Here is an 11,204-nt window from a genome sequence, read left to right as displayed (position 1 = left end):
ATTTTACGGCGCTTTTGATCGCTTGTAAAAGAAAAGGGGCTGTGGGCAAAGAAACGGTCACCTTCGAGGCAATGTATTATTGACCTTTACTGACCATAATTCTATTATACTAACTTTTTGTCAGACTGCAAGAATTTTACTCTGAAAAGTTCTCGCTGCTTTTTCATCTACAAAAGCGTCTTTTAAATAGAAATCAATTCAATTATAATAGAAAGAAAGAGGTGAGAATGGACGATGGAGAACAGAGATTTTGCTGTAGAAGTAGTGCGTTTACGCAATGGAGAGATCAAAGAATTGATTGTTCAACAGCCGGAATTTCTGGCATTTAGAGATGTCTGGCTCCAGCTGGAAGATCGGTCTTCTTTTGTCGGAGAAGCGGGGTTAAACGGGAAGATCATCTACCGTTATGTACAAGAAAATAAATAGGACATTTATTTCAATCGTTTATTTAAGAGAAAACGGTTGTCTATCGATGAAAAAAATGGTAATCTTAACAGTTGAAAGGGCGATTTTTTTCGGGTGTCATTGCATGCATGGAAATTTCGCCTTCACACAAAAAAACGTATCATAAAGGAGATTGATCAATATGGAAAAGAAAGATTTTCACGTAGTTGCTGAGACAGGGATTCACGCACGTCCAGCTACATTATTGGTTCAAACAGCAAGCAAATTTAACTCTGATATCAACTTAGAGTACAAAGGTAAATCAGTAAACCTTAAATCAATCATGGGCGTAATGTCATTAGGTGTTGGCCAAGGTTCTGATGTTACTATCACTGCTGAAGGTGCTGACGAAGCAGATGCAATCGCTGCAATCGTAGAAACAATGAAAAAAGAAGGTTTGTCTGAATAATGGTTGAGATGCTAAAAGGAATTGCTGCTAGTGATGGTGTAGCCGTTGCGAAAGCCTACCTGTTAGTACAACCTGATTTATCTTTTTCAAAAGTATCAGTTGAAGATACTGCAGCAGAGGAAGCACGCTTAGATGATGCGCTAGCGAAGTCAACAGCGGAATTACAACAAATCCGTGACAAAGCAGCACAAACTTTAGGCGAAGCAGAAGCACAAGTATTTGATGCTCATTTAATGGTTCTTTCAGATCCTGAGATGATCGGTCAAATCAAACAAAACGTGACAGATAACAAAGTCAATGCAGAAGCTGCGTTGAAAGAAGTTACTGACATGTATATTGGTATGTTTGAAGCAATGGATGACAATGCTTACATGCAAGAACGGGCAGCTGACATCAAAGATGTTGCGAAACGTATCTTGGCGCATTTGTTGAATGTGACTTTGCCTAATCCTTCAATGATCAACGAAGAAGTAGTCGTTGTTGCGCATGACTTGACACCAAGTGATACTGCACAATTAGACCGCAACTTTGTAAAAGCTTTTGTAACAGATATCGGTGGACGTACTTCTCATTCCGCAATCATGGCACGTTCTCTTGAAATCCCAGCAATCGTTGGAACGATGGAGATCACTGCAAAAGTGAAAGCGGGCGACATCTTAGCTGTTAACGGCATTATCGGTGACGTTATCGTCAACCCGACAGATGACCAAGCAGCTGAATTTGTTGAAGCTGGGAAAGCCTACGCAGAACAAAAAGCAGAATGGGAAAAATTGAAAGATGCTGAAACAGTTACGGCTGATGGCAAGCACTTTGAATTGGCTGCAAACATTGGAACGCCAAAAGATTTAGAAGGTGTCCACAACAATGGTGCAGAAGCAGTCGGTTTATACCGGACTGAATTCTTGTACATGGATTCTCCTGATTTCCCAACAGAAGAAGACCAATACAAAGCATACAAAGCAGTTTTAGAAGGAATGGCTGGCAAACCAGTGGTTGTCCGTACAATGGATATCGGTGGCGATAAAGAACTTCCTTACCTAAAATTGCCTCACGAAATGAATCCTTTCTTAGGCTATCGTGCATTGCGTATCAGCTTATCTGAACTTGGGGACGACATGTTCCGTACCCAACTTCGTGCGTTGTTACGTGCTTCTGCTCACGGCAACTTGCGTATCATGTTCCCAATGGTGGCAACATTGAAAGAGTTCCGTACAGCGAAGAAAATGTATGAAGAAGAGCGTCAAAAATTGATTGACGAAGGCGTTGAGATTTCTAACGAGATCCAAGTCGGAATCATGATCGAAATTCCAGCAGCAGCTGTCTTAGCAGACAAGTTCGCCAAGGAAGTTGACTTCTTCAGTATTGGTACCAATGACTTGATCCAATACACAATGGCTGCAGACCGCATGAATGAGCGCGTGTCTTACTTGTACCAACCATACAACCCATCAATTTTACGTTTAATCAAAAACGTGATCGACTCAGCGCATGCTGAAGGAAAATGGGCTGGTATGTGTGGAGAAATGGCCGGCGATCAAACTGCTGTGCCACTTCTTGTAGGTATGGGCTTAGATGAGTTCTCAATGAGTGCAACATCTGTTCTGAAAACACGTAGCTTAATGAAACGCTTGTCAACGACTGACATGCAAGAATTAGCAAAACGTGCTTTAGAAGATTGCGATACAATGGAAGAAGTTGTAGAGTTAATCGAACAGTATGTAAACTAATCATTTCTAGGCAACAAGCAATTTTTGCTTGTTGCCTTTTTTGTTTTAAGAAGACATTTTGTTTGATTTGACTTGCAACAACTTACTACTTTTTTCAGAAAACGAACAGTTTTGTCATATCTTGGAATTAAGCTATGATTCCCTGAGTTTTTCCCGTATCATGGTTAAATGGGGAACAAAATCTAGGACCATGGTAGGAGTATGTCTGCGATCGCCTATGGTATACTAATATCAGATATAAGCATTTCCAAGGAGGAATCATCTTTGAAAGTACTTCTTTATTTTGAAGGAGAAAAATTATTAGCTAAATCAGGTATCGGTCGCGCATTGGCTCATCAGCAACGAGCGCTGACATCTGTCGGGATTCCTTTTACTCTTGATAAAAATGATGAGGATTATGACATTCTTCACATCAACACGTATGGAATCAATAGTATGCATATGGTCAACAAAGCCAAAAGACAAGGGAAAAAAGTGATTTACCATGCCCATTCTACAGAAGAGGATTTTCGGAATTCATTTATCGGCTCAAACCAGCTTTCGCCATTATATAAAAAATATTTGATCAATCTTTATTCTAGAGCCGATCAGTTGATCACCCCGACTCCTTATTCGAAAGAACTTTTGGAAGGGTATGGTATCCAAGTACCGATCGAGGCAATCTCAAACGGCATCGATCTTGACAAATATCAGCCGGATCAAGAGAAAGAAAAAGCCTTTCGCGAGTATTTCAATCTCTTACCAGATCAAAAAGTCATTATATCCGTCGGTTTATTTTTTGAACGAAAAGGCATTCTTGATTTTGTAGAGATAGCTAGACAGTTGCCTGAGTATACGTTTATCTGGTTTGGTCATACACCAATGATGACGATTCCTAAACAGATCCGCGACCTCGTCAATGAGGACCATCCAGAAAATGTGTTGTTTCCCGGTTATATCAAAGGAGACATCATCGAAGGCGCATATTCAGCGGCTGATCTGTTCTTCTTTCCATCCTATGAAGAAACAGAAGGAATCGTGGTCCTTGAGGCGTTAGCCAGCCACCAAAATGTGCTTGTTCGGGATATTCCTGTTTATAAAGGTTGGCTAAGCAATGGGCACAATGCATACATGGAAAAAAACAATCAAGGATTTATTGAGAAAATCAAAGGAATCGTGGAAGGCACATTGCCACAGTTGAGTGAAGCCGGCTATGAAACGGCCAAGCAAAAAAGTATTGATGAAATCGGATATGAACTAAAAGAAGTTTATACAAAAGTGATGAATACGGAATGAAGAAACTAATGGAAAGTTTGGAGGGACCGTTTTGAAAATCGGATTTTTTACAGACACCTACTTCCCCCAGGTAAGTGGTGTGGCGACATCGATCAAGACATTGAAAGAAGAGCTTGAGAAAAAAGGCCATAAAGTCTATATCTTTACTACGACCGATCCAAATGCTGATCTGGATGAAGAAGATATCATTCGCATGCCAAGTGTCCCGTTTGTGTCCTTCAAAGACCGGCGAATCGTAGTGCGCGGCATGTTGTATGCCTATTTGATCGCCAAAGAATTAGAGTTGGAATTGATCCATACCCATACCGAGTTTGGCTCTGGCATGTTGGGGAAAATGGTGGGGCGCAAATTGCAGATTCCTGTGATCCATACCTACCATACGATGTATGAAGACTACTTGCACTACATCGCCAACGGAAAGGTCTTGCGGCCATCTCACGTGAAATATCTTTCACGGCTCTTTGCCAACCACTCGACAGGTGTTGTTTGTCCTAGTGAACGAGTCATCGATACGCTGAGAGGGTATGGTGTGGTTTCACCAATGCGGATCATCCCCACAGGGATCGAAGTTGAGAAGTTTCGTCGACCGGACATTACAACTGTCATGAAAAAAGAATTACGGGAGAAATTGGGCATCACTGAGAATCAGCCCATGCTGCTTTCCCTCAGTCGTATTTCTTATGAAAAGAATATCCAAGCAATCATCGACGGCATGCCAGAAATTTTAACGAAGATTCCTGATGCGCAATTAGTGATCGTTGGGAAAGGGCCGCATAAAGAAAAATTAGAAGAAAAAGTGGTGGATATGGCTTTATCTGACCATGTTCAATTTGTTGGTGAAGTGGCGAATGATAAGGTAGCGATCTATTACCATGCGGCAGATTATTTTGTCAGTGCCTCAACCTCAGAAACACAAGGTTTGACTTACACGGAAGCAATGGCTGCTGGAACACCGTTAGTCGTTGAAGGCAATGACTACTTAAATACCTTGATCGATGATCCGTCTTTAGGCGTCACCTATGAGAGTGATCGGGATTTCGCAAAAGCATTTATTGATTATTATGAACGAAAGATTCCTGCTGATCCCGAAGTTCTTGCTAGGAAGATGTATGAGATTTCGGCACTACGTTTTGGTGAGTCGATGCTATCTTTCTACCATGACATGGTCGCTTACTATGAAACAGAACGCATCGAAAAAGAAACCGAGCAGACGTTAGAAAAATTCAAAGTTAAATTGAAGGCATTTCGCCGAACGATTGATTAAACAGAAAATTTTCGCAAGTTCATGTTTTTAGCGTATACTAAAGACATGAACTTTTTTATTTTGGAGGGATCTGCATGAAATTAGGATTTATCGGTACTGGTGTCATGGGTCAAGCGATGGTTGGTCATCTCTTAGCTGCAGGACATACAGTGAATGTTTACAATCGGACGAAAGCAAAAACAGATGAACTCGTTGCGAATGGAGCAATTTGGTGTGACACCCCAACAGAAGTTGCATCGGAAAGTGAAATCATCTTTACAATGGTTGGTTATCCATCTGACGTTGAAGAGGTTTACTATGGTCCTCAAGGGATTTTTCAAACGACTGTGACGGGTAAAACATTGGTGGATTTTACCACCAGCACCCCTGATTTGGCAGAACGAATCTACCAGACAGCGAAGGAAAAAGGAGCAGCGAGTATTGATGCGCCAGTTTCTGGTGGTGATCTTGGTGCGAGAAACGCCACGCTAACGATTATGGTTGGTGGCGATGAAGAAGCTTATCAACAAGTAAAACCACTTTTTGAAGTTTTAGGAAAGACGTTTCAACTTCAAGGAGGGGCAGGGAAGGGTCAGCATACGAAAATGGCCAATCAGATCATGATTGCCGGAACCATGACGGGGATGACAGAAATGCTGGTCTATGCGAACCAAGCGGGTCTTGATTTACCACGAGTGATTGACACGCTTTCTGGCGGTGGTGCAGCCAATTGGTCCATGACGAATTACAGTCCTCGTATCCTAAAAGAGGATTATTCACCAGGCTTTTTTGTCAAACATTTCATCAAAGATTTGGGAATCGCTTTGGATGAGGCTAAGAAGATGGGATTGGATTTGCCGAGCACCACTTTAGCTAAAAAAATGTATGATCAGTTGGCTGAAAAAGGCTTCGAAAATGACGGAACGCAGGCGCTGATTAAACTTTGGTGGCAAGATGGAAAAAAATCTTAAAATGACAAAAAAAATACGAAAAATCAATGCAAGATAGAGGATGTTTTGATACAATATAACGGACAGAAAAAGGAGGCTTACGAATGAAAAGTTCGCAATTAGTCGCTATCATCAAACGTTTAGAAGCGATGGTCGAAGCGCAAGACAATGAAGTTCAAGTACGTCGTTTTGAAAAAGAAGGCGTCGAAAAATGTACCGTTACTTATGACAATTCGACAGAAACGTTTGAATTAACGGAAGCAGAATCAAGTCAATCTTATCAATTTGATAACGTTGATATTGTAGCCATGGAAATCTATGATTTGATCCAATAAGAATGAGTGAGACGTTCGTCGTCGCTTTCTCATTTCTATACAGCAAGCCTACTGGGGCTTGCTGTTTTTTATTTAGCTGCTGCTTTTTCTTGGCGATACAGGTGATTAAGGATGATCCCTAATGGATCGAGATCTTCCGGGGCTAAAGGAAGCGCAGCGCTTGCTGGCGGAAGTGGCTGGAATGTTTCCTCGGGAGAAAGAATTTTTGTTTGGATCAACTTGCCAAAGCTAACTTGATAGTATTTGATTTGAGTCGTCTGTGATCCTGGCTCCTCTAAGTCAAGGGGAATAGAAAAAATCACTTCTGGTTCTTGAATAAACTGATTGACCCTCACGATTTCTTGGTAAAAGCTTTGTGCTAAATGGATCTGGCGCTGCAGTAAACTAGCTTGTTCAAACAATAGGTGATCAATCAGATATGCTAAGCGTTTTTTAAGGAGTAAAAAACAATCGGTCTTCTTTCCAGCAAAAAAACAACCGATCTCACGCCACTTCTCTTCCAAGGGATACGCATCCATTTGAGGGAGCTGCTTACGTAAGGTCAATAGCGTCAGTTCGTTGACAGTCGGCAATTGAAAGGTTTCTGACAATAATTGAAACAATGCTGGCAATTTTTTTGTTTGCCGAAAGGGGCCATAACTGCCAATTTGGGGTATTTGAGTGATCGTGAAGGTATGATTCGTCAAGACAACAAAGCAATAGTTGGCTGAATGGTTCATTTGTCGGTTGTAGATAGGATGAAAAGCTTGGATCAAACGACATTCAAGTAAAAGTGCATCCAATTCTGTATCTGTTTCGATCGTTTCAAAATCAACGACATTATAAACAAGTCGAAGCACCTTATTGGCATGCTGCTGGTTTTTTCGGAAGTAGGAAACGACACGCTGTTTCAATGATTTGGCTTTTCCTACATACAAGACTTCGTTGTGCTGATCTTTCATTAGATAAACACCAGGCTTTTCAGGCAGTGCATTTGCTTTGTTTTTTAGAAACTCTTTGTTCGGATTCATCGATCGTTCCTCTCCTTCCTTCAAAGAGTAGCAGATGAAGCGTAAGAGAGCAACGCTTGCTGGCCATCGACAAGAAAAAATTAGAAATAGAGTGGAGGCAACGCAATGATAAACTTTGACATTCAAAGGAAATTTCTCTATAACGGAAACGGATTATTTTGTCAACTCGCAGCTTTTAAAATCTTAGAAAATCAATTCTTAAATAAAAATGCGCTTAAAAATAAAAAAAGTTCGAAAAAATTCTTGCATTTCTCAATAACTTCCGATATAGTTTGACTATCAAATGATTTGATTATCAAAGTATTCGGATGGTGAAGGTTATGGAACCCAATTTAGAAACAGTTAATGACTACTTAGTCAGCGTCTTTAATGACATCTTAGTGATTGAAGAATCTGAATTGAAAAAATCTCAATTCAAAGACCTTTCAATTACCGAAATGCATACCATCGAAGCCATCGGGATGTACAAAAAAAAGACCACGACTGAAGTTGCCAAAGAGCTTTCGATCACTGTTGGGACTTTGACCATCGCGATCAATCGTTTGGTGAAAAAAGAATATGTAGAACGGATTCGCAGTGAAGATGATCGGCGAGTCGTCAAACTAGGTTTGACGAAGAAAGGAAAACTCCTTTATCGTGTTCATCAGCATTTTCATCGTGAGATGGTGAAGGGTGTCTTGAGTCAGATGTCTCCTGAAGAGGAACAGGCACTGTTGAAAGCACTGAAAAATCTGCATGACTTTTTACAAGATTATAAGTGAGAATAATGGATGAATATGTTTGGAAAAATTACCGCGACTGCAAGTTATGTTCCAGAAAAAATCGTAACAAATGATGATCTATCAAATTTGATGGATACTTCAGATGAATGGATTCATTCTCGTACGGGAATCAAACGAAGAAGAGTCGCTGTTGGCGAAAACACTTCTGACCTTTGTATTCGCGTCGCTCAAACGCTCTTGCAAGATGCTCAGCTTTCAGCAGAAAGTCTAGATTTTATCTTGGTAGCGACGATCACACCGGATTTCAATACACCGGCGGTTGCTTGCCAAGTCCAAGGAGCGATTGGGGCAGTCAATGCCTTTGCATTTGATATCAGTGCAGCATGTGCTGGTTTCGTTTATGCATTGTCTATGGCTGAAAAACTGATTCGAACAGGAGCTAAAAAAGGATTGGTCATCGGTGGAGAAGTGCTTTCAAAAGTCTTGGATTGGAACGACCGTTCGACGGCTGTTTTATTCGGAGATGGTGCCGGTGGACTATTGCTGGAAGCATCTTCAGAGCAGCATTTACTCAAAGAGTCTTTAAAAGCAGATGGGACGCGAGGCATGTCCTTGACATCTGGTTTTCGCACGAATGAGAATCCTTTTTCACAAAACGCTCCGGCGTATAGTGCTTGTATGCAAATGATTGGACGAGAAATCTTTGATTTTGCGACGCGTGATGTGGTCGCCTCGATCAATGATCTGACACAAGATGAAGCAATCGATTATTTTTTGCTTCACCAAGCAAATTCTCGTATTTTAGACAAAGTTGCTCGCAAGCTGAAGCAGCCCCGTGAGAAATTTTTGCAAAATATGCAAGATTATGGCAATACTTCGGCAGCCTCGATTCCGTTATTGCTAGATGAAGAAATCAAACGAGGTACACTGTCCCTTGGCAGTGGTCAAAAAGTGGTGTTCTCAGGTTTTGGCGGCGGATTGACATGGGGAACTATGTTAGCCACCTTATAACTTGTTCACGAAACAAAATTACTATTGAAAAACACATTGGAGGAATATACACATGGTATTCGAAAAAATTCAAGAAATCGTAGCAGAAGAATTAGGAAAAGAAAAAGAAGAAATCAAATTGAACACGAACATCCAAGAAGATTTAGAAGCAGATAGCTTGGATCTTTTCCAAATCATTAACGAGATCGAAGATGAATTCGATGTGAAGATCGAAACAGAAGATGGTATCACAACCGTTGAAGATCTAGTTAAATATGTAGAAAAACAACAAGCATAAAACAAAGGCTAGGCAGACAGCCTAGCCTTTCCTTTTTAAGAACGTGTTTTTGCTGATTCATAGACGAACTGCAAGAATCCATGTTCTCCAACGATAACCATCAAAGTAATGAAGGAGTGCAAAATGAAGACAGCCTTTTTATTTAGCGGTCAAGGTGCACAGTACCCAAAAATGGGGGAAGAGCTCTATCACCAAGAAGCAATCGTTCGTGAGACGTTTGAACAGGCCAGCACGATTCTAGGATATGATATGGCCGAGTTATGCTTTACTGAAAACGAACGTTTAAACCAGACGGAATATACACAGCCTGCCATTTTAACAGTAAGCACGGCTTTTTGGCGACTTTTGGATGCGCAAGGAATCGAAGCAGATGCTGTTGCTGGCTTGAGCTTAGGCGAATATACAGCCTTAGTCGCTAGTGGTGCGCTTGATTTCCAGACCGCAGTCGCATTGGTGCAAAAGCGCGGTCGGTATATGGCAAATGCGGCGCCAGCAGGTGTTGGGAAAATGGTCGCTGTGATGAACACACCCGCTGAAACGATTGAACAAATTTGTAAAGAAGCAAGTCAAGCCGGGATTGTGACACCAGCCAATTACAATACGCCGCAGCAGATCGTCATTGGCGGTGAAGTGCCGGCAGTGGATAAAGCGGTGGAATTGTTACAAGCTGCTGGAACCAAACGGGTGATTCCTTTAAATGTCAGTGGTCCTTTCCATACTGCTTTGTTGGAACCCGCATCGCAGCAATTAGCACAGGAATTAGCTCAAATCACCTTTGATGAGTTGCAAGTACCTGTCATCAGCAATACGACCGCGCAGCCAATGCAGCAAGACCAAATCAAGGAACTGTTGACGCTGCAAGTGAAATCGCCAGTGCGTTTTTACGAAAGCATTGCGACACTGAAGCAGCTTGGCATCCAACAAGTCATCGAGATCGGACCAGGAAAAGTATTGAGCGGTTTTATGAAGAAAATAGACAAAGAAATCCAGACTGCGCGTGTAGAAGATAGCCAAACGTTGGCAGATACACTAGCCCGATTCAACTAGGAGGAATTTATGGATCTGCAAAATAAAAACGTCTTTGTAACTGGTAGCTCGCGAGGGATCGGTTTTACTATCGCGGAAGCCTTTGCCAAAGAAGGAGCGAATATCGTTTTAAATGGACGAAAAGAAATTCCCCAGTCACTGATCGATCGCATCACCAGCTACGGCGTGAAATGTGTAGCGATCAATGGGGACATTTCTGATTTTGATCAAGCGGCAGTCATGCTCTCGGAAGCAGAAGCGGCAGTCGGACCGATCCACATTTTAGTCAATAATGCCGGGATCACGAATGACAAATTATTGTTGAGAATGAAACCGGAAGATTTTGATTCCGTGATCAAAATCAATTTGACTGGTACCTTTAATATGACGCAGCACGCGTTGAAAAAAATGATGAAGCTGCGAGAAGGCCGCATCATCAATTTGACGAGTGTGGTCGGCTTGACGGGAAATATCGGGCAAGCCAACTATGCGGCAAGTAAAGCTGGTGTGATCGGTTTTACGAAATCTGCCGCTCGTGAAGGTGCCGCTCGGGGAATCACCTGCAATGCGATCGCCCCAGGATTTATCGAAACAGAGATGACTGAAGTGCTGTCGGATAAAGTTAAAGAACAATCATTGGTAAATATTCCATTACGGCGTTTTGGTTCCACACAGGATGTTGCGCAAACAGCAGTCTTTTTAGCAAAAAGCCCCTACATCACTGGTCAGGTGATCAGTGTAGACGGCGGGATGGCAATGCAAGGGTAGGAGGAAG

Annotated in this window: 13 protein-coding genes; 12 read left to right on the top strand and 1 reads right to left on the bottom strand. The window is 41.8% G+C overall.

Annotation, left to right across the window (positions count from 1 at the left end; all coding sequences use genetic code 11):
- Positions 1–234: 234 nt before the first annotated feature.
- The 7 genes from IGI78_RS09355 (at position 235) to IGI78_RS09325 (ending at position 6,383) form a co-directional block, all read left to right on the top strand.
- Entirely contained in the window at positions 235–426 is a 192-nt protein-coding gene (locus IGI78_RS09355) for a hypothetical protein (RefSeq protein ID WP_077454381.1), read from the top strand.
- Between the two features lie 160 nt (positions 427–586).
- Positions 587–853, top strand: a complete 267-nt coding sequence (locus IGI78_RS09350) for a phosphocarrier protein HPr (protein WP_003126335.1) — start codon at positions 587–589, stop codon at positions 851–853.
- Positions 853–2,580 (top strand): phosphoenolpyruvate--protein phosphotransferase, encoded by a 1,728-nt coding sequence (ptsP, locus tag IGI78_RS09345; protein ID WP_140964866.1) that lies wholly within the window; start codon positions 853–855, stop codon positions 2,578–2,580. The genes IGI78_RS09350 and ptsP overlap by 1 nt, the downstream gene beginning before the upstream one ends.
- 264 nt (positions 2,581–2,844) lie before the next feature.
- Complete coding sequence (locus IGI78_RS09340) at positions 2,845–3,855, top strand: glycosyltransferase (RefSeq protein ID WP_077454380.1); 1,011 nt, start codon at positions 2,845–2,847, stop codon at positions 3,853–3,855.
- Positions 3,856–3,886: 31 nt separating this feature from the next.
- A complete protein-coding gene (locus IGI78_RS09335; RefSeq protein ID WP_195265062.1) occupies positions 3,887–5,119 on the top strand; it encodes a glycosyltransferase family 4 protein in 1,233 nt (410 codons plus the stop codon).
- A 74-nt stretch (positions 5,120–5,193) separates the two neighbouring features.
- Positions 5,194–6,069: an NAD(P)-dependent oxidoreductase gene (locus tag IGI78_RS09330; RefSeq protein WP_081118639.1), complete on the top strand. Its 876-nt coding sequence runs from the start codon at positions 5,194–5,196 to the stop codon at positions 6,067–6,069.
- 83 nt (positions 6,070–6,152) lie between these two features.
- Entirely contained in the window at positions 6,153–6,383 is a 231-nt protein-coding gene (locus IGI78_RS09325) for a YkuJ family protein (protein ID WP_005225886.1), read from the top strand.
- 68 nt (positions 6,384–6,451) lie between these two features.
- Here the strand turns inward: IGI78_RS09325 and IGI78_RS09320 are convergent, their stop codons facing one another.
- On the bottom strand, positions 6,452–7,393 hold the full coding sequence (locus tag IGI78_RS09320; protein ID WP_194194602.1) for a GIY-YIG nuclease family protein: 942 nt from the start codon (positions 7,391–7,393) through the stop codon (positions 6,452–6,454).
- Positions 7,394–7,713: 320 nt separating this feature from the next.
- Here IGI78_RS09320 and fabT point away from each other — a divergent pair, with 320 nt between their 5' ends.
- The 5 genes from fabT (at position 7,714) to fabG (ending at position 11,197) form a co-directional block, all read left to right on the top strand.
- Positions 7,714–8,154 (top strand): fatty acid biosynthesis transcriptional regulator FabT, encoded by a 441-nt coding sequence (gene fabT / locus IGI78_RS09315; protein ID WP_008378199.1) that lies wholly within the window; start codon positions 7,714–7,716, stop codon positions 8,152–8,154.
- A 9-nt stretch (positions 8,155–8,163) separates the two neighbouring features.
- Positions 8,164–9,126 (top strand): beta-ketoacyl-ACP synthase III, encoded by a 963-nt coding sequence (locus IGI78_RS09310; protein ID WP_005225889.1) that lies wholly within the window; start codon positions 8,164–8,166, stop codon positions 9,124–9,126.
- Positions 9,127–9,178: 52 nt separating this feature from the next.
- Positions 9,179–9,403 (top strand): acyl carrier protein, encoded by a 225-nt coding sequence (locus tag IGI78_RS09305; RefSeq protein WP_005225890.1) that lies wholly within the window; start codon positions 9,179–9,181, stop codon positions 9,401–9,403.
- A 123-nt stretch (positions 9,404–9,526) separates the two neighbouring features.
- Positions 9,527–10,450 carry an ACP S-malonyltransferase gene (fabD, locus tag IGI78_RS09300; protein WP_081118637.1) on the top strand — a complete coding sequence of 308 codons (924 nt, stop codon included), beginning with the start codon at positions 9,527–9,529 and terminating at the stop codon, positions 10,448–10,450.
- Positions 10,451–10,459: 9 nt separating this feature from the next.
- On the top strand, positions 10,460–11,197 hold the full coding sequence (fabG, locus tag IGI78_RS09295; protein ID WP_081118636.1) for a 3-oxoacyl-[acyl-carrier-protein] reductase: 738 nt from the start codon (positions 10,460–10,462) through the stop codon (positions 11,195–11,197).
- Positions 11,198–11,204 lie beyond the last annotated feature (7 nt).

The sequence above is a fragment of the Enterococcus sp. DIV1767 genome (assembly GCF_050542585.1).
Classification (GTDB): domain Bacteria; phylum Bacillota; class Bacilli; order Lactobacillales; family Enterococcaceae; genus Enterococcus_D; species Enterococcus_D innesii.
Note: the sequence above shows the minus strand (reverse complement) of the source record. Positions and strands in the feature narration are given on the sequence as shown.

Bases quoted from the DNA above. Each gene is read 5' to 3' on its own strand.
- IGI78_RS09305 (WP_005225890.1), top strand. From the start codon at position 9,179: ATGGTATTCGAAAAAATTCAAGAAATCGTAGCAGAAGAATTAGGAAAA.
- IGI78_RS09355 (WP_077454381.1), top strand. From the start codon at position 235: ATGGAGAACAGAGATTTTGCTGTAGAAGTAGTGCGTTTACGCAATGGA.
- IGI78_RS09310 (WP_005225889.1), top strand. From the start codon at position 8,164: ATGAATATGTTTGGAAAAATTACCGCGACTGCAAGTTATGTTCCAGAA.
- fabD (WP_081118637.1), top strand. From the start codon at position 9,527: ATGAAGACAGCCTTTTTATTTAGCGGTCAAGGTGCACAGTACCCAAAA.
- fabG (WP_081118636.1), top strand. From the start codon at position 10,460: ATGGATCTGCAAAATAAAAACGTCTTTGTAACTGGTAGCTCGCGAGGG.
- IGI78_RS09350 (WP_003126335.1), top strand. From the start codon at position 587: ATGGAAAAGAAAGATTTTCACGTAGTTGCTGAGACAGGGATTCACGCA.
- fabT (WP_008378199.1), top strand. From the start codon at position 7,714: ATGGAACCCAATTTAGAAACAGTTAATGACTACTTAGTCAGCGTCTTT.
- IGI78_RS09330 (WP_081118639.1), top strand. From the start codon at position 5,194: ATGAAATTAGGATTTATCGGTACTGGTGTCATGGGTCAAGCGATGGTT.
- IGI78_RS09325 (WP_005225886.1), top strand. From the start codon at position 6,153: ATGAAAAGTTCGCAATTAGTCGCTATCATCAAACGTTTAGAAGCGATG.
- IGI78_RS09320 (WP_194194602.1), bottom strand. From the start codon at position 7,393: ATGAATCCGAACAAAGAGTTTCTAAAAAACAAAGCAAATGCACTGCCT.
- ptsP (WP_140964866.1), top strand. From the start codon at position 853: ATGGTTGAGATGCTAAAAGGAATTGCTGCTAGTGATGGTGTAGCCGTT.